Source organism: Flavobacterium sp. IB48, assembly GCF_016405855.1.
Classification (GTDB): Bacteria; Bacteroidota; Bacteroidia; order Flavobacteriales; family Flavobacteriaceae; genus Flavobacterium; species Flavobacterium ginsengisoli.
This window is the reverse complement of sequence record NZ_JAEFCA010000004.1, coordinates 457303-482441: the sequence shown is the minus strand read 5'-3', so window position 1 is coordinate 482441 and position 25139 is coordinate 457303. Positions and strand designations below refer to the sequence as shown.

Annotated in this window: 15 protein-coding genes; 1 reads left to right on the top strand and 14 read right to left on the bottom strand. The window is 32.6% G+C overall.

The window, feature by feature from the left end:
* Positions 1-26: 26 nt before the first annotated feature.
* The 9 genes from JC605_RS15560 to JC605_RS15520 form a co-directional block, all read right to left on the bottom strand.
* Positions 27-1091: a tetratricopeptide repeat protein gene (locus JC605_RS15560; RefSeq protein WP_198857071.1), complete on the bottom strand. Its 1065-nt coding sequence runs from the start codon at positions 1089-1091 to the stop codon at positions 27-29.
* A 548-nt stretch (positions 1092-1639) separates the two neighbouring features.
* Positions 1640-1783, bottom strand: a complete 144-nt coding sequence (locus tag JC605_RS15555) for a hypothetical protein (RefSeq protein WP_198857070.1) — start codon at positions 1781-1783, stop codon at positions 1640-1642.
* A gap of 51 nt (positions 1784-1834) precedes the next feature.
* Positions 1835-2419, bottom strand: coding sequence for an RNA polymerase sigma factor (locus JC605_RS15550; RefSeq protein ID WP_198857069.1), 585 nt, complete (start codon positions 2417-2419; stop codon positions 1835-1837).
* A gap of 331 nt (positions 2420-2750) precedes the next feature.
* Positions 2751-3509, bottom strand: a complete 759-nt coding sequence (locus tag JC605_RS15545) for a family 16 glycosylhydrolase (RefSeq protein WP_198857068.1) — start codon at positions 3507-3509, stop codon at positions 2751-2753.
* Between the two features lie 66 nt (positions 3510-3575).
* On the bottom strand, positions 3576-5246 hold the full coding sequence (locus JC605_RS15540; protein WP_198857067.1) for a family 16 glycosylhydrolase: 1671 nt from the start codon (positions 5244-5246) through the stop codon (positions 3576-3578).
* Positions 5247-5257: 11 nt separating this feature from the next.
* Complete coding sequence (locus tag JC605_RS15535) at positions 5258-6868, bottom strand: hypothetical protein (RefSeq protein ID WP_198857066.1); 1611 nt, start codon at positions 6866-6868, stop codon at positions 5258-5260.
* Between the two features lie 12 nt (positions 6869-6880).
* Positions 6881-8380, bottom strand: coding sequence for a RagB/SusD family nutrient uptake outer membrane protein (locus JC605_RS15530; protein ID WP_198857065.1), 1500 nt, complete (start codon positions 8378-8380; stop codon positions 6881-6883).
* An 11-nt stretch (positions 8381-8391) separates the two neighbouring features.
* Positions 8392-11454, bottom strand: coding sequence for a TonB-dependent receptor (locus tag JC605_RS15525; protein ID WP_198857064.1), 3063 nt, complete (start codon positions 11452-11454; stop codon positions 8392-8394).
* 241 nt (positions 11455-11695) lie between these two features.
* Positions 11696-14497 (bottom strand): triple tyrosine motif-containing protein, encoded by a 2802-nt coding sequence (locus tag JC605_RS15520; RefSeq protein WP_305069446.1) that lies wholly within the window; start codon positions 14495-14497, stop codon positions 11696-11698.
* A 193-nt stretch (positions 14498-14690) separates the two neighbouring features.
* On the opposite strand from JC605_RS15520, the gene uvrA reads away from it, so the two are divergent.
* Entirely contained in the window at positions 14691-17486 is a 2796-nt protein-coding gene (gene uvrA / locus JC605_RS15515; protein ID WP_198857063.1) for an excinuclease ABC subunit UvrA, read from the top strand.
* A 93-nt stretch (positions 17487-17579) separates the two neighbouring features.
* On the opposite strand, the gene JC605_RS15510 is transcribed toward uvrA, so the two are convergent.
* From JC605_RS15510 to JC605_RS15490, 5 genes are all read right to left on the bottom strand, one after another.
* Positions 17580-17879, bottom strand: coding sequence for a hypothetical protein (locus JC605_RS15510; protein ID WP_198857062.1), 300 nt, complete (start codon positions 17877-17879; stop codon positions 17580-17582).
* 234 nt (positions 17880-18113) lie between these two features.
* Complete coding sequence (locus JC605_RS15505) at positions 18114-19766, bottom strand: mechanosensitive ion channel family protein (RefSeq protein WP_198857061.1); 1653 nt, start codon at positions 19764-19766, stop codon at positions 18114-18116.
* 95 nt (positions 19767-19861) lie between these two features.
* Complete coding sequence (locus tag JC605_RS15500) at positions 19862-21331, bottom strand: lipopolysaccharide biosynthesis protein (protein ID WP_198857060.1); 1470 nt, start codon at positions 21329-21331, stop codon at positions 19862-19864.
* 34 nt (positions 21332-21365) lie between these two features.
* The gene (locus JC605_RS15495) at positions 21366-22652 is read right to left on the bottom strand and encodes a glycosyltransferase family 4 protein (RefSeq protein ID WP_198857059.1); all 1287 of its coding nucleotides are present in this window, start codon (positions 22650-22652) and stop codon (positions 21366-21368) included.
* Between the two features lie 48 nt (positions 22653-22700).
* Complete coding sequence (locus JC605_RS15490; protein WP_198857058.1) at positions 22701-25139, bottom strand: YfhO family protein; 2439 nt, start codon at positions 25137-25139, stop codon at positions 22701-22703.

Genomic DNA, 25139 nt, shown 5'->3' with positions numbered 1-25139 from the left:
TTTGCACCTTTGCCCCTTTAAAAAAACTACATTCCTGCTTTTAAAGCATTGTATTCTGAATTCATATCAAGAGACCTGTAAACACCCAATAATGTTTTGGTTGCATCTGGATTTTTTGGTTCAAGAACAAGCACTTTCTTAAGATATGGAATTGCGCTTCTGGCAATATCATCTTTTTGTGCATTTAGTTTATCGTATTTCTTCATCTCTGATGGCGTAGTTCCTAATGATGATATTTCTTCTGCCAAATCCTTTTTCATTTGTAGTTTCAAATAGGCCAAGTTAATATAAGCATCAATATAATTCGGATCTAATTCTAAAACATAGTTATAAACTGATTCTGCTCTTGCATAATCTTTCTTTTCAAGATAAGCATAAGCCAAATTATTGTTTATTTCTATCTTTTTAGAAGGCACAGATTCTGTTCTTGGCTTTTCGTAAAGACCTTGCTGTATTGCCGACTCTCTTGCTTTTGGAGAAATAAAAGCATCTTCTTCTTTTGTTTTTTTGTTGGTAGCAAAATATCGAACTCCTTTTCCAGAAAAATTAATCTTTTTCAAAAGTTCGTAATAGGTCACAGCAGCGTTGTAATCTTTTCCGTTTATAGACGAAGCTGCAGCATTACACAAGTTTATAGTATCTTTTTTATCGAACAAATATACCTTATAACTCTTTTCTGCGCTTTCTTTGAATTTTCCTTCTTTAAAATCTGCCATTGCACCATTTACAAGGCTGGCTTTCATGTCTTTTAAAGCTATGTTAGCTTTAACTGTCCATTTAAATTTTCCTGATTCATTTTCGTATAAAAATACATCTTGATACGATTGCGATGCCAATGTGAAATTATTGGCTGCATCTATATTTTTTACGGCCAAATCTTTTAAAACATTTCCTTTTAAGAAGTAATAATCAGATTTGTCTTCATCAGATGCATTAAGAATAAGATATTCTGTTTTAGTTAAAATTGCCAAAGCTTCCTGGCTATTTCCTTTGTCAAATAAAGATTGTGCTTCTTTAATTTTGTCTTTTTGGGCAAATGCGCCAATACTTATCATCAATAAGCATGACAACATCTTAATGTTCTCTTTCATTTTGCGGTTAAGTTTTGGTGGTTAAATAATTTTCTAAGTTTCTTTTGAAACATAGTAAGAGGATAATTAAACTGGTCTAAAAATTATCTTACTCACTATTTTATCGAATAAACATTTGCTGGTTCAAATATTTTTTCAAAATCAAATAAGCAATAAACTTAACGCAATAAAGTTGGGTAGTTTTTCTTCATAAATAATTTGGGTTTTGGTTAAATATTTAATTTTTAAAATATTATGTTTCTATTTTTTAATCAAACAAACTTTCTAATACGAATAACACTTAATAAAAGCATATTTATCAAATAAAAAAGTAGTTTTTTAACTAAAATAGAATTAAAAACCAAATAAACACATAAATTCCGATCAAAATATTAAATTTTAACAAAACAAGAGAAAAATGCTGTAAAAAACTTATATTTTTAATTCGGAAAAAAGAAGAAATAAAAAAACTCACTACTTGTACATAAAATATACAAATAGTGAGCTCTTAAACCAAAACGACCATTTGGTTTCTTTTTTATAAACATCCGACAGGAGCAGTGGGCTGTTTAGTTAGCTATAATCTCAAAATTTTTATCTTCAATCTTAACTACTGTCAAGGCTTTAGAATAATTCAATAAAAAAGAAACGACTTCTTTTTTAGGTTTAAGATTTTTAGAAGCTAATGCTTTTTTTGAGTAAATTTTCCCCATACTATCAAAAATGTTTTATAGTAGTATAACGGACTAATTATCAAAATAGTATTAGTTGGTTAAAATAATTTGATGTTTTTCTATAATTTTTCTCAAATTCATTAATGCATAGCGCATTCTTCCTAATGCTGTGTTGATGCTTACGCCAGTAACTTCAGAGATTTCTTTGAAACTCATGTCTTGATACATACGCATAACCAATACTTCTTTTTGATCATCTGGAAGCTCTCCTATTAATTTTTTTAAATCAAGTTCGACTTGATCTACGATCATTTTGCCTTCAATTGTCAATGCGTCGTCAGACATGATAGAGAAAATAGAAAACTCTTCTGTTTCTCTGTACATTGGCATTTTCTTTGTTTTTCTAAAATGATCTACAATTAGGTTATGAGAAATACGCATTACCCAAGGCAGAAATTTACCTTCTTCGTTATAAGAATTACTTTTTAAAGTTTTAATTACTTTAATAAATGTGTCTTGAAAAATATCATTTGAAATATCTCTATCAGCAATCTTAGAATATATGAATCCATATATTTTAGACTCGTGCCTCTTTATTAATGTTGCAAGTGCAGCTTCACTACCGTCAACATAATTTTTTACTAATAGAGCGTCTGGAGTATGCAGATCAGCCATAATAACTACTTTTTTTTAGTTTTAAAATTTAAAATTTGGAGTATTTTCTAAAAAGTAGTTTTTTTATATAGGCGTTTCTTTTTTATTGGGTTATGTTAATATTTTGACCAAATTTAACAAATATTTATTTTAAAAAGCAAACAAAAGCAATAATAATTAATAATAAATCGTTAAGTTTTTTACTGCAAAGTTTGATTTTAATAAAAATAGCTAAAAAAAATGAATTCTGATGATTTTTTTTACTTAAATAAAAAACAGATGTAAATAACTCACAATTAACATTTTAAATCATTTTCATCTGTCTTATTTTTTAGTTTATACTGTCAATATATTACTGATAAACGCGTACATAATCAACGTAATATTTTTGCGGTAAAACAGAATCGTCTACCTCTGGTCCTCCAAAATTACCTCCAATTGCCAAATTTACAATGATATAAAATGGTTTGTCAAATGGCCATGTATCTTCGTTTTTAACTTCGGGATTAAAAGTATAAACTAGTTTTGTATCAACAAAAAAATCAATTTTGTCTTTGTTCCATTCGATAGCGTAAACATGATAACCTTCTTCAATATTTGGAAATTCAGTTCGTTTTGTATTGATCGTATTTCCATGACTGTCCTGCGTATGAAGCGTTGTGTATACCATATGAGGATCTCTTCCGATATATTCTAGAATATCAATTTCACCCGTTTTTGGCCATTTTACCTCATCAATATTGGCGCCAAGCATCCAAAACGCAGGCCATAAACCATGTCCGATAGGGAGTTTTGCCCTAGCTTCGATTCGGCCGTATTTAAACTCTTTTTTGCCTTTCGTTGTAATTTTAGTCGAAGTATATTTATCTCCTTCTTTTCTGGCTTCAATAATTAGATTTCCGTCTTTAAATTCGTGGTTTGTTTTTGTATAAATCTGTCTTTCATTATTTCCATAACCACATAAATTTGGACAACCGTCTCCCAATTCAAAATTCCAAACCGATTCGTTTAAGCTTTTTTTATTAAAATTTTCTTCCCAAACAAGTTTTCTTTTCGCCTCTTGGGCAAAGCCAAAACTAGTAATGAGTAATACTAAAATTATTTTCTTCATCGTATTCTTGTATTAAAAAAAGAAGGCCAGTAACCAACTGGCCTTCAAAATTACTAATTAATCAACCTATTGATAAACTCTAACATAATCAATCTCCATTGTAGATTGAGTGAAAGCAGGATCAATATTGCCTCCCATATTACCTCCCATAGCAAAATTTAAAATCAAGAAAAATTCGCTGTTAAAAGGTAAAGAACTTGTATTTGCTAATGTATGGATCAACACATCGTCTGCGTAAAGCTGGATAGTTTCTGCACTCCAAACTGCTTTGTAAACATGAAACTCTGTTGAAACATTTGGAATAGTTTTAGAAGCCGTATTGGCATTTCCGCCTGAACGACCAGGATAATGAAAAGTTCCATGAACTAAATTCTGGCTGTTTCCAACGTGCTCCATAATATCAATTTCACCACATTCTGGCCATTCTTTAGTTGCATAGTTTTGTCCAAGCATCCAGATTGCAGGCCAAGTTCCTCCACCTGATGGCAATTTAGCTCGAACCTCAACTTTACCATATTTAAAAGCATATTTCCCATCTGATTTTAATCTTGCAGATGAATATTCTGCACCGCCAGAATTTTCTTTTTTAGCCGTGATTTTCAAAAACCCACCTTCAACTACAATATTTGAAGCTGAGTTGGTATAGTTTTGTTTTTCATTATTTCCCCAGCCATTATTTCCACGTCCTAAATCGTAGGTCCATTTTGTTGGATCTGGTGCTCCATCTTTATCAAAATTATCTTCGAAAACCAGTTTTGTATAATCAATAGATGGTTCTGGATTTGGATTTGGTGGTGTAGTTGTAAAAGTATGATACCAAGCTAATGAAGGGTTTCCTCCCATTACAGCTCTAACTACCATTCTATTGGCTGTAAGCGATAAAATTTCATAAGAACTTTGACCAATATAATAGCCCATAAATCCGTTATCAGAGAAGTTCATTGTTGTTCCTCTTGTTTGTTCTGCATGGTCTGGATTATTCATTACAACAGATTCTGAAGGACTTAATGAAACTATTTTTGCAGCACCAGTATTATAGCTTAAACACATATCTTCTGATAGACCTGATGCTCCAGCAACGCTTCCAAAATCTTTATTGAAGAATGTTGCACCACCGTTATCCAATTGGAATTTAAGCACTTCACCATCAAGAGAGAATGTTAATACATTATCATACAAACAGCTGCTGTTTGGAGAACCTGCTTTTTCAAATGGTCCTGCTTTATAATAATTAGGGAAGAAGTTATTCGCTGCATCACCATCGTTCTGTCCTACACCAAGATGTGCTGGTTCTGCTGCTGCCCAATACCATTTTTTAGAAGAACCGCCTGTAAGCAATTGAACTGCTTCATCGTCGCTGAAATCACTTTGCACCTCAACATCGATTGTGGTATTTGTAGCCACTCCTCCTGCTCCTGTTGCTAGAACAGTTACTGTATAGGTATTAACTCCAGTTTTGGTAAATCTTTTAGTGATTTTCCCACTTGGAGCATTATCTGAAGATCCATCTGGATAAACATATTTATACGAAATGGCATTATCTGCTGTTGCTACAAACTTTACTATTCCAGATCCGTCTCCATAAGGAGCATCGGCTGTTTTACCCACAATTTCGGCTGTTACCTTTAAATTAGATGGCGTAGTTATTGATCCGAATGTATAATCGTCTTTCTGACAACCCGTCATCAAGAGAATCGTAAATAAGGATACTATCTTTATAATTAATTTTTTGCTCATGATTTCTTGTTTTAATTGGATTGTTTTATATCATCAAAGTAATACGTTTCTCCTGTTCCTGTTGTTCCAAAATCTGGAAACAAAATTACTCTGTCGTATTTTATAGTGCTATTGAAAGAAGCTTCAGTTGTAAGATCAAATGTCAATACTTCCCAGCCATTAGCAACCGTTGTCGGCACCTCTACCTGCACAAAAACAGTTGGATTTCCATTACCGTCTTTTGGTGACGTAGAAAGCTCCATTTTGTATAATATTTTTGCTCCTGCTTTTGGCGACCAAACTGTTACTTTTACTTTAGTTCCTTTTGAAGCGTCAAATGAATTTTCAAGATTTAAACTTGCTCCTCCCCAAGTTTCTGCTCCTATCTTTTTGTCTAATTTGACTACTTTATCAGAAACATTTAGTCCGGTTTTATTAGGATTTGCAACGACAGAAGCATCTACACTTCCAAATCCGCCCCAAGCGTAAGTTAAACTCGTAGATTCGAAATCAATTGGCAACCCTATTGATTGAGAAGCTGTTTTATAGAAATAAATATTATCGATATAAATATTCTTACCTGGTGTTGGATCTGAGTCTAATTTTAATTGGTAAATATCTGTAACTGTAAAACCAGTCTGACTTGTAAAGTCCGAAATTGGAATATCAATACTTGTCCATTGTTTTGCCGTAAGATCTTTTACAACCTTTCTTTCTCCATTTGGTTTATTTTGACTAATAAGGAATATGGCCAATTTATCTAAATCTGCTGTCCATACGTCCATGTGAATGTATTCCATTTCTGAAACATCTATAGTTACACCGTCTGCCAAACCAATTCCTTGATAGTTTAGGTTATTATAGTTCAACATTTTATCTCCGTCTAAATCAAATTCAGCAAACGTTGTTGATTGTCCCCATCCTGGATTAAAATTAGTTCCTGCAAGGTCTGTATATTTAGAACTGAAAATAGAAATAACATCTCCCGCTTGTCTACCTGGCTGCGCAGGTGCAGATGTTGTTGGGTTTAACACCAATTTTGCGGTAACTTCTTCTGTATGTTCAGTTGTTTTAATAGCTGCACTTTTAGAAACTACTCTAATCGTATAAACTCCTGGTGCCTGATAAGTATATGAAGCTGGCTCTCCATTATTAGCCGAAATTGGATCAGGATGTCCTGCTTCTCCAAAATACACATCGTAAAACAAAGCAAAATCTGCAGTTGCTGTAACGGTTACTTTATTAGAAACTAATTTATCATTTGTTACTACAACTTTTAAATTTTCTGGAGCTCTAAAAGAAACCACTACTTCTTTTTCTATTTCGGCTGTTTTTCCGTTAAGTCCAGATGCAATAATTTTAGACTTATAAACACCTTCTTTATAAATATGAGAAATAGTCGATCCAACTCCTGCATAATCAGAGTCAGGTGTTCCGTCGCCAAAACTAATTTTGTACTGTGATGCACCTTCACCTTTTGGCAGGAAAGTAACTTTTCCAGTATTATCCTGCGTAACTGTTGTTAAAACCGAAATATTTGTTGGTGCAGCTATTCCGTCTAAATCAATATCTAAGTCATCGTTTGCACAGCCTATGAGTACTGCCAAAACGAAAAAATTTATAATAAAATGTATTTTTTTCATAATTGATGTTTTTTAGTATCCAGGATTTTGTGCCCAGTTTCCGTTTGCAAACTGAATTTCTTCAATTGGAATTGGAAATAATTCGTTTTTATTTGCTTTAAAGCCAGGAATAGTTCCTGCAGCTTTACCAGTTCTTACTAAGTCAAAGAAACGATGTCCTTCTCCAAAAAGCTCAAGTCTTCTTTCGTCTAAAATATTATCTGTAAGAGCTGCGCCAGAAGTTGCAATGTCATGATTTGTATCTCCAAATGCACGTCTTCTCACCTCATTTAAATACGTTCTTGCTTTTCCATCATCAATTCCGCCTCTATTATAAGCCTCTGCAGCCATTAACAATACATCTGCATAACGAATCGCTCTGTAGTTGTTTGGATTTGTTAAATTCAAATCTCCTGCTGCATCTTTACTTCTTTTTCTTGGCAGATATTTTCTATTGAAGAAACCTGTATCTTCATTTCCTTTTCCGAATGTAATACCGTTTCCATTGTCGTAAGAAGCATTAGCCAAAGCCCATGCGTTGATATCTAAGATGGCAACGTCTTTACGTTTATCTCCAGTTTTAAAGGCATCAAACGAATCTTGAGTTGGAATATTAAAACTGTACCCAGAAGAAAATAAAGGACCTGAATAGTTACGAATACCGTTAAAACCAACTGCTACGTTTCCTTCACTACACTGCAAACATCCAAATCCTGCTCCTTCAACATCTGTATACTGAACTTCAAAAATAGATTCTGTTCCGTTTTCTCCTTCTGCTTCAAACATTGAGTTGTAATCTGTTACCAATTTGTATTTTCCAGAAGTAATAACAGCGTCAAACGAAGCTGCTGCCTGTGCAAATTTATTTTGGTACAAATATGCTTTTCCTAATAATGCCTGAGCTGCACCTTTTGTTATACGTCCTTGCTGTGCTGCGTTTGGAGATAGATTAGCAGATGCGAAAATTAAATCGGCTTCTATAGAAGCGTAAACTTCTTCAACAGACGATCGGGGAATTGTCTTTTCATCGCCAATTTTAAATCTCGCATCGCCTTTCATTGGGATACCTCCAAACCATTTAACTAACTCAAACTGATAGTACGCTCTTAAAAAACGTGCTTCTGCAATAACTTGGGCTTTTCCCGGAAAATCTGTTTTGTTTTGAAATTCAAGAATATAATTGGCTCTTTGAACACCAGCAAACATCCAATTCCAGATGTCTCTTAAATTGCTATTTACAGGTGTATGAATCATATCATCGATCTGCTGAAAACCAATTACATCGGTTGGACTTTCTCCTCCACAAAGTGTATTATCTGAAGCAATTTCTCCTAATAAAACATTTACATAAGAAGACTGCAGTAAATCGTAAGCTGCAATTAATGCATTGTCATATTCTTCTTTAGAATTAAAATAATTCTCTGAGTCGATAGAATATTCTGGTTTTGGATCTACAAACTCATCCGAACATGATGTTAGTACGGTCGAGAAAAAAACCAGTGTTATAGTGGATATAAATAAATACTTTTTCATTTTAACTGAAATTAAAAATTAATGTTTAAGCCCATTAAATATGTTCTTGGAATTGGATAGAAACCATAATCGATTCCAGCTCCAATAGGAGACTGTGAAGTATTGTCTCTATTAGTAGGACCAAAAGAAGCACCTGGATCAAAACCTTTGTATTTTGTAAAGGTGTAAAGATTATTTACTCCTGCATAAAGTCTTAATTTAGAAACTCCTGCTCTTTTTGATATTTCCGGATTAAGTGTATAACCAAGTTGTACATTTTGAATTCTTAAATAAGAAGCATCTTCTACAAAATAATCAGAGAATACATTATTAGATGTTGCTCCTGTTGTTACTCTTGGCGTAGAATTACTTGTGCCTGGTCCTGTCCATCTGTCTAAAACATAATTAATACGATTAGCATCAGAAAGTGTTCTTTCGTAGTTACGAACCATATCGTTTCCTATTGATGCAAATGTAAATACAGCAAAATCAAGAGCTTTGTAATTTAATTGCAAATTGAAACCCATTGTAGCATCTGGAATTGGATCTCCAATATTGGTTTTATCTTTTGTATCAATTACACCGTCTCCGTTTAAATCAACATAACGAATGTCTCCAGGCGCAGCATTTGCTCCTAAAGCTAACTGTGATGGATGTGCATCAACTTCGGCTTGGCTTTGAAAAATTCCATCGGTTTTATATCCATAAAAATATCCCATTGGTCTACCTACTTCCATTCTTGAAGGAGCTGGCTGTCCGACACCAAAAGCACCGCCTTCAATAAATCCTGTTCCGTTATTTACTTCAGTAACTTTGTTTTTCAGGAAAGTAACATTGTAACCTATACTGAAAGTAAAATCATCAGAAAATTTATCTTTATAATCGATCGCAAATTCAAAACCAGAATTTTTAACTGTTCCTGCGTTCAAAGTTGGCGCGCTGGCACCCGGCGCTCCGGTACCGTTAATACCTGAAACTGGAATATTAGGAATCAATAAATCTTTTCTGATATCTGAAAAATAATCTGCTGCGATAAATATTTTATCATTTAATATTTTTAAATCTAAACCAACATCAAACTTTTGAGCTTGTTCCCATTTTAAATTTGGATTTGGCACTTGCCCGTTTGCTGTTCCGTTTACTAAAGTACCATCAAATACGTAGGTTGCTTCTCCATTTAAAAGTCCTAAATAGCCAAGATTAGGAATCTGATCATTTCCTAAAGTTCCATAACTTGCTCTAAATTTCAAGAAGTTTACAAATTTTGACTCTCCAAAGAAACTCTCATCAGAAACTACCCATCCTGCCGTTACAGAAGGAAAATAACCTACTTTATTGCCAGGGCCAAATTTTGTAGAAGAATCACGTCTAATTATAGCAGAAAGTAAATATTTTCCTTTGAAATCGTATTGTAATCTTCCAAAATAAGAAAGTCTTCTTTGATCATACACATAAGCACTGTTTGTAAGTGTATTTGAAATTCCTTTTGTTAAAGAGATATCTGCATTTTCCCATGCATTATTTGGTACATCAAAACCAGTTGCATATAATCCGTTACCCCATTCTTTAAAAATTGTTGTTCCTAAAGTTCCGGTAATATTATGTGCTTCTGCAATTTTTGTATTGTATGTTCCAAAAAGGTCAAATGAATAATTGTTATCATTTACAGCTCCTTGAGTAACAGAACTTCTCTGTACATCAAAAACTTTTCCGCCATAACTAATTTGTTTATTAAACGTTTTTGATTCGCTGTTTGACGTATTAAAACCTATAGAACTTGATAAGGTAAATCCTTTAAAGATTTTATAATCTAAACCAAAATTTCCGTTTAATTTTTTGTAGTTATAATCATTGTACGTATTTGCAATTTGTGCTAACGGGTTAATAATTTCTGTTCCTAAACCTGTTGTACTAGGTACTAGACTAAAATCACCATTTGCATCGTACGGACTTAAGGTTGCCGGAACGTTTAAAGCATTAAATAGTACAGAACCCAGACCATTTTCATTTAATGTATTTCTCGTAAAATACGTATAAATAACGTTAGTCTTTAATTTGATTTTATCACTTAAATCAGCACCAAGAGCAATTCTGGCTGTATTTCTTAAAAAGCCAGATTTATCTCCGCCAACAATACCTTCCTGATCTAAATGAGAACCACTGATAGAATAAGTAATTTTATCTGATCCTCCAGAAATTGTCAAATCGTTATTAATAATTGGAGCATTTTGAAAAACTTCATCCTGCCAATCTGTTCCTTTTCCTAACCCACTTACATTAGGATAAGGGATTGGTTTTCCACCGTTTGCATAACTTTCATTTAAAAGCAAAGCATATTCTGTAGCATTTAAAGTTGGCATTTTTCTTGAAGTCTGCTGAAAACCGGCATAACTATTAAAAGAAACTCTAGTTTTAGAATTCTTTTTCCCCATTTTAGTAGTAACCAAAATGATTCCGTTTGCTCCAAGAACTCCATAAATAGCTGCCTGCGAATCTTTTAAAACCGTAATTGTTTCAATGTCGTTAGGATTCAAAAGTCCTAAATCACCAACATATCCATCAATAATAGTGGCAGGTTTGTTTTCACCATTTGTGGCTATACCACGAATACGGATATCAAGCGGTGCTCCTGGCGCTCCTGACTGCGTCGTGACATTCACACCCGAAATTGTTCCTTGTAGAGCTTGTTCGATTCTTGCTGGTTTCAAGACATCTAGTGTTTTACTGTCTACAACAGCTACAGCTCCAGTAACCTCTCTTTTCTTTTGAGTACCGTAACCAATAACAACGACTTCGTCAAGTGACTTGGTATCGTCGTTCATTCTAATCGTCATTTTAGTTCCAGAAACAGCAACTTCTTGCGTTCTGTAACCAATATAACTTACAACAATTGTGGTTCCTTTTGGAACATCAGTCAGTTTAAAAGATCCGTCAAAGTCTGTGGTTGTACTTTTAGACGAATTTTTAACCTTTACGTTTACGCCTGGCAATGATAATCCAGAAGCATCAAGTACCGTTCCTGATACATCTAAGTTTTGCGAAAATGCAAAAGATGTAAACAGTAATAATACTGGCAGTAATAATTTAGATTTCATAATTAGTTAGTTTTTATTGAAAGCTAAATTTATTTGTTCCATTTATGAAAACGATAAAATTAACCTCAACAAAAAACATACATCACAAAAAAATATACTGCAAAATCAGGATATAATAAAAAATACCGTTGTATAACTATAATTTATCAATGTTAATTTTCTTAACATTTAGCGCGCAATTTCCCAACAAAAGCTTAATGTTGAGGTAATGTATAGTTATTTAGAGCCGTTTTTTAAAATACTATACAGCCAAAATATATTCAACTAAACCGTTTTCGTGCTGCAAATCCATTTTCTTTCTCAAACGGTATCTTTTTATTTCAACGCTTCTCACTGAAATATTAAACATTGGAGCTATTTCTTTTGATGAAAGATTTAGTCTCAAATAGGCACATAAACGCAGGTCGTTAGGCGTTAAGGCGGGATGCATTTGTTTAATCCTTTTCAAGAAATCTTTGTCGGCGTTATCAAATGCTTCCTTAAATACATTCCAAGAATCTTCTTCGGTAATATTTTTATTTATGGTGCTAATTACAGATTTGATATTTGAACTATCGTTTTGAGCAGTTTTTTTCAAATCTTCCTTAATAAAAGCCAATAATTCGTTTTTACTATTCAAACTCATGGTCGAAACTGCCAATTCGCGGTTTTTATTATCAACATCCTGCGAAAGCTGTTCGTTGCGAAGTTTCATTAACTGCTGTTCGTTTTCAAGCTCTTTAATTTCTAACAAAAGATTATTTTCTTCTATTAGTTTTTCTTTTTGCTTTTGATAATAATTTCGATATGCCTTATTAATAAAATAAGCCATTGTTAGCAGTAAGAGGAAATAAATAAAGTAAGCCAGATTTGTTAAATACCAAGGTTTTAAAACTACAAATGTATACGAAGCAGTATTCTGCAAAATGGTATTCGCATATTTAGCTCTTACTCTAAAGGTATATTTTCCTGGAGGTAGATTTTTAAAATTTACAGTTGCTTTTGTACTCCATTCGCTCCATTCATTCTGAAAACCTTCCAATAAATATTGGTATTCAGAATTAATGTACTTATTATATTCTGGAACTGTATAATTGAGCGTTATATTATTTTCATCAAATTTGAAGCTTCCTTCACTTAAAATACCCACATTTTTAAAAGTTTCATTTTGCTTATTGATGGTAATATCTGTAATAAAAACATTGTAGTTTTTAAAACTTAAGTCGTCAATATTTAATGTATAATACCCGTCTGTAGTTCCTATTAAATAAGTAGATTTAGAAATCTGCGTGATATTCTCATAACCTAACATCGAGTTGGTCAAAGAAGAAGGTATCGGAATTAAATTTTCTTTTAATTGATTACTTAGTTTACTTGCCGAGAAATAATGAATGTAGTTTTTGGAGAAAAGCCAGATTTTATTAGAATTATCAACTATTAATTTACCAGATGTATATTCGTCTTTTTCAAAAATGGAACTTAATACGCTGTCTTTTACAAATTGTCTTGTCTTAGCATTCAATTTAAAAATACCGCCTTTATAAGCATAGTAAATCGAATTGTTGAATTTTGTTAAACTAGCATATTTACCTTTATCTGGACTTTTGTAAGCAAAAAAGCCTTGTGTTTTTAATAATGATTTATCAAGTTTTAATCTAAAAATTCCTTTGTATTCATGGCTTACATAAACATCAAAATCGTTTCCTATTTCAAAATATCGAGAAGAATAATCAAAACCTTGAATTTTATTTCTAAAAACCCATTGATTGTTTCTTTTTTCTAAAACCGAAATGCCATAATAATTTCCTTGAAGCAACTGATTTTTATTTCCTGGAATATGCTCGAATTTCCAGGTTCCAGAAGCCGAAAATATACTCTTGGCGGTTTCATTTACCACAATAAAAGTTCCCGAATCATGTCCGCAGAAAAGCGTATTATCATAAACAAATAAAGACCATACCTGCCCTTTTGTTCCATTTATAAACTTAAATTCTGAATTACTTTGATTAGGCTTGCAAAACAATCCCTGATTGGTTCCTATATATAGCATTCCGTTATGAATGGCAGATGCATAAACCGTTCCTAAAACTCCCGTATCATCTGTAAAACTATGCACTGGCGACTGCATATTGATGCAGTTGATTCCGTTATCAAGTCCCGTCCATAAATTTTGGTCTTTATCTTCAAAAAGCGATAAAGCAGTGTTATTACTTAAACCTTTACTCTGCGTAAGATGGTATTTGAGCTTTCCTTTATCAGATAAAATAAAAATTCCGTTTGATACAGTTCCTAAAGCAAAACTTCCGTCCTGCAAGCGCTGGCTGCTGTATACAAAACTCGATTTTAATTCAGCATCAACATCAGTAACAACATGGGTTAAAGAATTTCCCGAAAGTTTGTAAATACCATCTAATTGCGTTTGAAGCAATAAACCATCATCTATCGTAAAAATATTGGCAACTGTAAACTTTTTTAAAATCGGATCATCTGAAATTAATTTTGCTCTACCGCTTTCAATTTCAAAAAGCCCTTCTTTAGAAGTTTGAAAATAAATTGCATTTGTCGAGGCAAACGATTTTACAACACCATTTTTGGGCGCAATTATTTTAAACTTTCCCGTTTTGGTATCGTAAATATAAATTCGGTTTAAAGACTGAAATAAAATCCAATGATCATATTTAAGAATATTCCAAAACTGTTCATCATCTAGGATCTTATTTTTTATACCGTCGCTTAGCGAAGTATATTTAAGTTTTCCATCTTCTTTTCTGGTCCAAAAACCAAAATTCATATAACTTCCTGTATAAATTTTATTGCCAATTACTTTTACAGAACGAATAATAGTTTCGTTTGGCCCCGGATATAATTGCCAACTAGTTCCGTTATATTCTAATAATCCGTCGTTATTGGCGAAATACAAATAATTATTATGATCCTGCGAAATCATCCAGCTTTGATTTCCAGCTCCATAAACAGAAGGAGAATATTTAATGATTGGCGGAAATTCCTGAGAAAACAACAGGGAATTTATTAAAAAAAGTAAGGTAGTTAGTGTAGTTTTCAAAATTTGGTCAGGATATTAAAATAATACTAAAACAATTCTAAAGTAGGGTATTTTAATATGAAATAACAAATTTTGCCGAAAAAAAATCCCCATAAAATCAAAAACATATGTCGTAATTCTGTTAAGATTTGGAACAATATCCTTAACAAAACTCTACTCAAAATTGATTACTTTTGTAAAAATTGACTTTTTTATGCAAATTGACCTTTCTAAAATAGATCCAAAATCAAATATTATAATTAAAGGAGCACAAGTACATAATTTAAAAAATGTAGATGTGGTTATTCCGAGAAATAAACTGGTTGTTATTACAGGTCTTTCAGGATCAGGAAAATCGAGTTTAGCTTTTGACACTTTATATGCAGAAGGACAAAGACGTTATGTAGAAAGTCTATCTTCTTATGCACGTCAGTTTTTGGGCCGTTTAGACAAACCAAAAGTAGAATACATTAAAGGTATTGCTCCAGCAATTGCCATAGAGCAAAAAGTTAACACAACCAATGCTCGTTCAACCGTTGGAACTTCTACTGAAATTTACGACTATATCAAACTTCTGTTTGCTAGAATTGGGCGTACCTATTCTCCTATTTCTGGACAAGAAGTCAAAAAAAATACCGTTACAGATGTAATCTCTGATGTTAAGAGTCTTCCTCTTGACAGCAGGTGGCTATTACTTGCTCCTATTCATCTTGAAGAAGGCAGACTTTTAGAAGACAAACTGAAAGTGCTTTTGCAACAAGGTTTTGCTCGTATTTTAGTGGATAACGAAATGGTTCGTTTAGATGAATTTTCTGCTTCAGACTTACATCAACTTGACAATAAAGACATTTTACTGATTATTGATCGTATCGTTGTAAAAGAAGAAGAAGAATTCTTCAATCGTCTTGCTGATGCTGTTCAAACTGCTTTTTTTGAAGGAAAAGGAATTTGCTATTTGCAAGAATTAAATGCTGAAAAGAGATTTTCTTATTCTAATAATTTTGAGCTTGACGGAATGACTTTTCTAGAGCCAAATGTTCACTTGTTCAGTTTTAATAATCCGTATGGAGCTTGTCCAGTCTGTGAAGGTTATGGAAACATAATCGGCATTGATGCTGATTTAGTTGTTCCAAATACTTCATTATCGATTTACGAAAGTGCTGTATATCCTTGGCGTGGCGATAGCATGAGCTGGTATAAAGACGAATTGGTAAAACACGCTTACAAATTTGATTTTCCAATTCACAAACCTTATTTCCAATTAACTGATGAACAAAAAGATTTAATTTGGACTGGAAATCAGTATTTTCAAGGACTTAATGATTTCTTTAGAGAACTAGAAGAGAAAAACTATAAGATACAAAACCGAGTAATGCTCTCGCGCTATCGTGGTAAAACAAAATGCCATACTTGTAAAGGAAAACGCTTACGAGAAGAAGCATCTTATGTAAAAATAAACGGAAAAACAGTTTCTGATCTGGTTGATTTACCAATTAAACATTTGGTTACTTTCTTTAAAAACATCGAATTAAATCAATACGAACAGCAGATTGCTAAACGTTTAATGGTCGAAATCAATAATCGTTTGTCATTTTTAACAGAAGTTGGTTTAGATTATCTTACTTTAAATAGAAATTCTGCCACTCTTTCTGGAGGAGAATCACAACGTATCAATCTAGCAACTTCTCTTGGAAGCAGCTTGGTTGGATCAATGTATATTCTTGATGAGCCAAGTATTGGTCTTCACCCAAAAGATTCTGAAAGATTAATTAAAGTTTTGCTTTCTCTACGCGATCTAGGTAACACTGTAATTGTGGTTGAACACGATGAAGATATCATGAAAGCTGCCGATATGATTATTGACATTGGTCCAGAAGCTGGAACTTTTGGAGGAAAGTTGGTTGCACAAGGAACTTATGACGAAATCCTAAAATCGGATTCTTTAACTGCAAAATATTTAAATGGAGATTTAGAGATTTCTGTACCTAAGAAGAGAAGAAAATTCAAGAATCATATCGACATAATTGGCGCGCGCGAAAACAACTTAAAAAATATTAACGTTACTTTTCCTTTAGACGTTTTAACCGTAGTTACAGGTGTTTCTGGAAGTGGAAAAAGTACTTTAATTAAGAAAATCTTATTTCCTGCGGTACAAAAAAAGTTGGAAAGTGCTGCCGAAAAAGCTGGACAGTTCACTGAAATTTCAGGTTCTTTTTCTCAGATTAAACATATTGAATATGTAGACCAAAATCCGATTGGAAGAAGTTCAAGATCAAATCCTGTTACCTATATCAAGGCTTATGACGATATTCGTGATTTATATGCGAAAGAAAAATTATCAAAAATAAGAGGCTATCAAGCTAAACATTTCTCTTTTAATGTCGATGGAGGCCGATGCGAAACTTGTAAAGGAGAAGGCTCTATAAATGTTGAAATGGTTTTTATGGCCGATGTTTCGCTTCCTTGTGAAACTTGTGGTGGAAAACGATTTAAAAAAGAGATCCTAGAAGTTACTTTTGACAACCAGAACATCAATGACATTCTAACCATGACAATTGATGATGCGATTGCTTTTTTCGAAAAAAATAAGCAGTCAAAAATCACTCAAAAATTACAGCCTCTTCAAGATGTCGGTTTAGGCTATGTTCAATTAGGACAATCTTCTTCTACGCTTTCTGGTGGAGAGGCACAGCGTATTAAACTAGCTTCCTTTCTGGTTAAAGGAGCAACAAAAGATAAAGCTTTGTTTGTTTTTGACGAACCTACAACTGGTCTTCATTTTCATGATATTAAAAAGCTTTTAGCTTCGTTTGATGCTTTAATAGAAAAAGGACATTCCATAATTGTAATCGAACATAATCTTGATTTAATAAAATGTGCTGACTGGATACTTGATTTAGGTCCTGAAGGTGGAGAAAATGGAGGCTATTTACTTGCTTCTGGAACTCCAGAAGACATTGTAAAAGTAAAAGAATCTGTTACCGGAGTTTACTTAAAAGACAAGTTATAAAAGTTACCCGATTTGAAATAATAAAGCCATAAATACAATTGATTAGTTTGTATTTATGGCTTTATATTTTATTTCTCTTTTTTTTAAATGTTACTAGGCTACCAAACATCTTTCCTCAAAAGGAAATCCATCTTCGTCTATAGCTACTAAAATCTTTTTCTGTTTTGAAGCCTCAAGGGTGAGATAAAGCCACGCAAATGACCATAAACCTAGAGTTAAACAAAAAATCAGAAAATTTAAACTGTGATTAACTACTTTTCCTCCTTTAGATAAGACCGCGAAAAGCAACTCATCATTTCTCTCTTCTAAAGTAAATCCATTATGAACCTTGTTTGAAATCATATTAGAAAATACTTGCATGCTTTGTTCCTGGCTGAGATGATTGTTTTTCATAATTAACTTTAATCTACAATTAATCCAATAACTTTTTATTCGTCCACAATTTCTTGCAAAATTATTTAACCTGAAAAAATAAAACAATACCTGTAATTAGGTATTTTGTTAGAAATATTTTTGCAATTTCTTCAAAGTAATGCTAAACTTTCATGTTAAAGTTAATTTTAATTCGATTAATTACAAAATATTCAAGTGTTAAATTTTTAAATTTAATCACACGTTATCAATAATTTAACCTTTATTTTTAATATTAAAAACAGGAGATTCATAATCTTCTTTTAAATAATTTGGCGGAATCGTTGTGGTATTTCCATCACGCAAAGCACCGTAATGTGGCGACATGATCTCAATTCCTGCAGCATTAAAAGAATCCTGAATATTCTGGTGAAGCGACGAATAAATTCGTGGTTGCTTTGTTGGCTCTTTGGTATAAACGTTAATCTGATAGGAAACATAAAAATCGTCTAAACTGGTTTGAAGCACAAACGGTTTAGGTTCTTTTTCTATCATATCAGTATTTAAAGCAGCGTGTATCAAAGCGGCATGTATATCTTTCCAAGGCACATCATATCCAATTGTAACTGTGGTATGAATTAATAATCCGTTTGTGGACTGATTTGTGTTTGCCGAATAATTAGTAGAAGTGCTTGATAAAACAGTAGCATTTGGAATCGTAATATCTTCAAATTTTGGCGTTCTGATTCTGGTAACTAAAGCCGTTTTTTCAATTACTTCTCCACTTACATCTCCAATTTTTATATAATCTCCAATTTTAAACGGACGCATATAGGTAATTACCAAACCCGCTACCATATTAGCAATAGCATTAGAGGAACCTAGTGAAAATAAAACTCCAACAAAAACCGAAACTCCTTTAAAAATAGGCGAATCTGACCCAGGCAAATACGGAAAAATGATTACCAGCATGAAAGCATACATCAGCAATCTAATCACATTAAATGTCGGCAAAGCCCAGTCGCTGTAAAAGCCATCAATTTTAATGTTTTCTGATTTTATTTCATCAAAGAAAAATTTAATAACCTTAAGCGAATATTTAAAAATAATGATAATTACAATTATAGTAAACAAACTTGGAAGAAAGCTTACGAATCCCATAACCGCAGATTTTGCTGGTGTCAAGATCCATTTGAGCAATGTAGTAGTATAGTCTTTTGTAGCAGGGAAAATACTAAATAAAACAGGAAGCGAAAGATATACAATTAAAATAAGCGTGATTATTTTTATGATTCCAAAAAAACGGAGCGCCAAAAACTGTTGTTTCTCTGGAGATAATATTTTTATGGAATTATAACTTACTCCTTTAAAATATTTTGCTCTATTCTTTACAATATATTTTCTGATATAATTGAAAATTCTGGCTGTTAAAAATAAAACCAACCCAATTATAAGGGTTAGTAATGCTGTATAACCAATTCGTTTAGGAAGTTGCGAATAATTTTCATTCTGATATATTATAGCACTTTTAATTTTAGCCAGATTGCGATTAGCAATAGCCTTTATCGTAGTATTTTCCGCTTTTGCATCGGCTTCCAAAACAGACATTATTACCAAATCGCTTTGGTACACAATATCCATAGAAACATCTGAAGGAATAATTTTTATAGAATCTTTCTCGAAAAACGATTCATTGTACAGCCTTTTAATCTTATTCGTTATGTATTGCGCCCTCTCTTTTGCAGAAAAGGAACCAACATTATGATAAACAAAAAAAAGTGTGTCGTTAAAAGGTTTTACTGGATAACCTTTTAATTTTACTGTTACAGGTTCTTTTTCAAGGCTTTTCAGATTATTTTTCTGAGCAATTACCGAAAAAGAAAACAAGACAAAAAAGAAAGCTAATAACCTAAGTACTTTTATTTTCATATTCAATTAGAAATAAGTCAGTTATCCTTTCTAACAAATATAAAACAAAAAAGCTATGATTTTTAAATTACTTTCTTTTTTACAGAAAAATCAGATCAAATTTTAAAACCTAATTTCTTAAAAATAGAATCTATAACATTATTGATATCAGATGAAATTTTGAATTTATAATTCAAATACACATACGCTATCGTCACTAAAATAGATTTTAGAGCAATACTAATCAATTGGAAAAATGGAAACTCCCAGAAAACAAAAACCAAAAACAATACAAAAGTTAAAAGTATCGAATGAATAGTTTGTTTTGTAAAAGGATACAAATCCAGCTTTTTAACCACAAAAAGCAATTTCGCCAAACTATATAAGGTAATTGAAAGAAGTGTTGCAAAAGCAGAACCAAAAATTCCTAAAATAGGGATAAAAATAACATTTAAAATTACCGTTAGAACAACCAACATTAATCCTAAATAAAGTACCATTCGGTAATATTTTGTATTGAAAATAATAGCATTATTATTTCCTAAAATCAAATCGAAATACTTCGAAAGACCAATCATAAAAACTACTGGGATTCCGCCACTATATTCTGCAGGAACTAATTCATACAGCTGATGAATATTTACAAAGATGCAAAGCATTACAAATCCGCCCACTATCTGCAAGTTAATAGACGTCTTTTTGTAAAGTCTATTTAACTCATCATGCTTGTTTTCATGCATTAATTTAGCCGTAATTGGATACACAATTTGGTGCATTGCGCGGCTCGGAACTGAAATTACTAAAGCGATATAAGTAGCAACCGAATAATATGCAATATTTTCAATTTTCATGTACTGATTCAAAATCAGTTTATCTCCATCTAAAAGCAAATTGGCAACACTTCCTGAAAGAATAATGTAAAAAGTATATTCCATTACCGCTTTTACATTCTCTGGAATACTAATTTGGAAATTCGGTTTTTTGATATAAAAGGCATAAAACATCGTAATCAAAAATGCAAAAAAATAGATTCCTGCCGTTATATAAACGAATTCAACCAGCGAAATCCAATTGAAATATAATCCGACTAAGGCAATTGTAGAAAGCAATCGCAAGCCAACTTCTTTAATAAAGTTTCCAAAAACAGAATGCATATGCACTCTCGCCCACGCGTAAAAAATCTCAAAATAAGCCATGCAGATTCCGATAAACGGAATTAGAAGCATAAATTCGCGAACTACAGGATTTTCTTTAGAAACAAAATCGGTTATATCATCATAAAAGAAGATTCCGATAAGTCCTAACGGAATACACATTAAAACAGGAAATAACGCTGTAAAAGACAAAAACTGCTCTCTTTCTTCTTCTGTTTTATATTGCGAATAAAACTTTACAAGCGTATTCTGCATTCCAATTGCAAACAAAGGCATGATTACATTTGCCGCAGATGTAATATAATTGGTTAAAGCATAATATGTTGCCCCAAGAAAAACGGGATAAAGATATAATGTATTAATGGCTCCGATACCAAAACCAATGTATGTAATTATAGTATTTTTAAAAGACTGATTTAAGACAATACCCATTTCTTGAGTTTAGATTGTATTTGATGTTTAATGATTATCCTTTAATCAGCTGTGCCAATTGTTTGGTTAGGTTTTTTCTTGAATATTGCTGTAAACCAATTCCATGCGATTGCAGCTTCCCTTCCAAAAACTGATTAAAAAAGTCCAAAATTACACTTTTTAACTTCGCTTTCTCAGAATAATCAAAAAATACTCCAGTATTGGTCTGCGTTACGATATCGGCAAAGTCAGAACCTTGAGGCCCAATTGCAACAATTGGACGGTTTGAAACCATATATTCGAACAATTTTCCTGGAATAATACTTTTCGTATCTTCAGAATTAATCTCTATTAAAAGTAAAACTTGAGATTTTCTTTGATGCGCAACAGCTTCTTTGTGAGAAACGTAACCTACTAAATTTAAATATTCTTTCAGCTGATTTTCTTCTATCGCATCTAAAACTTCCTGACTTACCGCTCCAATTAATTTAATTTCTAAATGAGATTTAAATTCTGGAACTTCTTTCAGCAATTCAACCAAAACCTCCCATAAAAATGGCGGATTTCTATCAGACAAGAAAGATCCAATATGAGCCAAAGTAAATTTCGTGTCTAAAGTTTGTTTTTCGACTGTTTCTACGTCGTAACCATTTGTAATTACCGTAATTGGCTTATTGGTAATAGCCTCAAATTCAGTTTTAGTAGTTTTACTTGTTACAATAATTTCATCTGCAGCATTAAGCACTTTATGCTCTAAACTTTTATGTTTTTTTTCAGCATAAGAAGACAAACGAAGCGCTTTATGATAGCCTATTGTTGTCCAAGGATCGCGAAAATCGGCAAACCATTTTACGTTTAATTTCTGCTGTAATTCTAGACCAATTAAGTGCAAACTATGTGGTGGTCCAGAAGTTACAATCGTATCAATATTATTATCTTGAATGTATTTTTCTAAATAAGAAACAGATGGTTTAACCCAAAAAACACGTGCATCTGGAATAAAAAGATTTCCTCGAACCCAAAGAAATGTTTTATCCAAAAAAGTTTGTTTTTTCTTTTGCGGAAAAATACCTGAACTAATTTTCTTGGTTTTATTTTTCGAAAAAATGGAAGCCAATTGGTAAGGCTCCCAAATCTTATTTTTTAAAACAATTACTTTATCTGATATTTCATTTACTAACCCCTCATCAACAATTGGATAAGTTGGGTTTTCTGGAACATAAACTATTGGCTGCACATCAAATTCTGGCAAATATTTTACAAATTTCAGCCAACGCTGTACACCAGGTCCTCCCGCAGGTGGAAAATAATAGGTAATTATTAAAAGTTTTTTTTGTTCCAATGGAAATCAGTTTTCTATTTTAAAGTGCAAATTTAGAGTTTAGAAGTTCTAGGCCTCTTTTTTCTTGCTAGAATTTTTACTCTCAAAATAAATTCCCCCAGCTAAAAGCAACAACATTCCTATTGAACTTATTAAAGTAATTGTTCCTCCTGTTTTAATAATTTGAGGTTCAAATTTAAATTCAATTTTATGTTTACCAGCAGGAATTTCCATTGCTCTTAGAACATAATCAACAGGGAAATGATCTGTTAGTTTACCATCTATATAAGCGTTCCAACCATTTTTATAATACATTTCAGAGAAAACAGCTAAACCGTCTCCATTATTTTCTGATTTATATTTGATATAATTTGGCTTGTAAGTAACAACTTTAATAGTTCCTGTTGTGTCAAAAGCTTTCTTTAATCTTGCATTTTGAAATTTGCTTTCATGCTCATGAACATTGAAAACTGCAACTTTCTTAGTATCTAAAGTATTCAAAGCTTTCATTACATCATCTGGTTTATTTACCAGTTTTACTGCACCTACGAACCAAGCATTTCCGTTTGCATCTGGATTAACAGCAGGAATTTGGTTTCCGTCTTTATCCACTTGAATTACATACTTAACATTAAGCATATTAAGCACTTCTAAATTGTTTTTAGCAATTTGATAATCGTACAATTGCTGCATTCTTCTCGGTCTTACAGCGCTATAACCTCCAATAGTTTTATGGAAGTATGAAGATCTACCTTGCAATTGTCCTTGAAGATCAAATACACGGTAAACAGAAGTATCTTTTAATATTTGAGCATCTGCTGGTGTTTCTTGAAAAGGCGCTGCAATTTGAACTGGACTAACAAAATCTTTAGCAGAAACGTATTTTTTATCCACAAAAAACAAATCAAAAATCATTACAATTCCAATAACGATTAAAGTTGTAGTTTGAGAAAATCTGTTTTTAATAAACATCCATAACACGACAAATGTAACTACGATTAAGAACCCAGATCGTAATAAATCTGCATAATACATTGTCATTCTATCTTCTCTCAAAGCATCGACAAAACCTGGCCCGTAGCTTTCCAAATAAGCATTATCGTTCATTCCTGTAAAATGGAAGAAACTTTTAGCAATTAATAAAATAACAAGAATTCCTAAGCCAAAAACTCCTGTTTGCAATAATGCTTTTTGCTGCAATTTTGGTTCGTCTTTAGCTTTAAAGAATGATTGTAATCCCATAACAGCTAAAACAGGGAAACATAATTCTAAAATAACTTGAATCGAAGATACTGCTCTAAATTTATCGTATAAAGGAACATATTCAATAAAAAAGTTTGTCAGCAAAGAGAAGTTTTTACCCCAAGAAAGCACTAAAGTGAAAAGCGCTCCAGCAAGGAAAACATATTTGATTTTTCTTTCGTCTATAAATAGCGCTAAAACGGCCAAAAAGAAAACTACTGCTCCAATATAAGCTGGCGCAGAAACAATTGGCTGATCTCCCCAATACGTTGGCATTCCTGAAACAAAATCCTGAGCTTGAGAAGCGGGAACTCCTTGCTCAACCATAAACGCATACATACGGCTGTCTGTACCAACGTTTTCATGGCTTGAACCTCCAAAAATTCTTGGAGCAATTAAATTTAAACTTTCTGCAATACCATAACTATATTCAGTAATATAATCTGTGGTCATAGAAGCAGTGGTTTCATTTTTAGATCCATCTGGATTAAAAGTCAACTCGCTTTTATCTCTGATACTGTATTTAGCATATTCATTTGTTGCCATTAAATTACCTGCATTTGCTCCTAAAGCAAAAATTCCAGCAACTAGCAAAACGCCACAAGAAATTAAAAGTCCTTTAAAATCTTTTTCTTTGATAAAATTATAAGCATAATAACCTGAAAGAATCAATAAGAAAATCAATAAATAATAGGTCATTTGGAAGTGATTGGCACTAATTTCTAATGCCACTGCAAACATGGTGAGCAGACCGCCCTTAATATACTTCTTCTGAAAGACGAGTATAAACCCAGCAATTACCAAAGGCATATAGGCAATAGCATGTGCCTTGGCGTTATGACCAACTCCTAAAATGATGATCATGTAAGTTGAAAAACCAAAAGCAATAGAGCCAATGAAAGCTTTCAACGGATCTGTTTTTAAAACCAATAGCAAACCGTAAAAACCTAGGAAATATAAAAACAAATAATCTGCAGGACGCGGAAGAAAACGTAAAACGTCATCGACTTTACCAATAAAATCGTTCGGATAATTTGCTCCCAGCTGATATGTCGGCATACCTCCAAAAGCGGAGTTTGTCCAATAAGGTTCAGCATTTTCCATTGCTCTAAAGTCATTTTGCTCTTTTGCCATTCCGGTGTATTGAGCAATATCAGACTGGAATATCTGTTTTCCTTGTAGAACTGGATAAAAATAAATTAACGAAACAAAAATAAAGCCCAAGATAACAAGGGCATGCGGATAGAACTTATTTACTATTTTCAA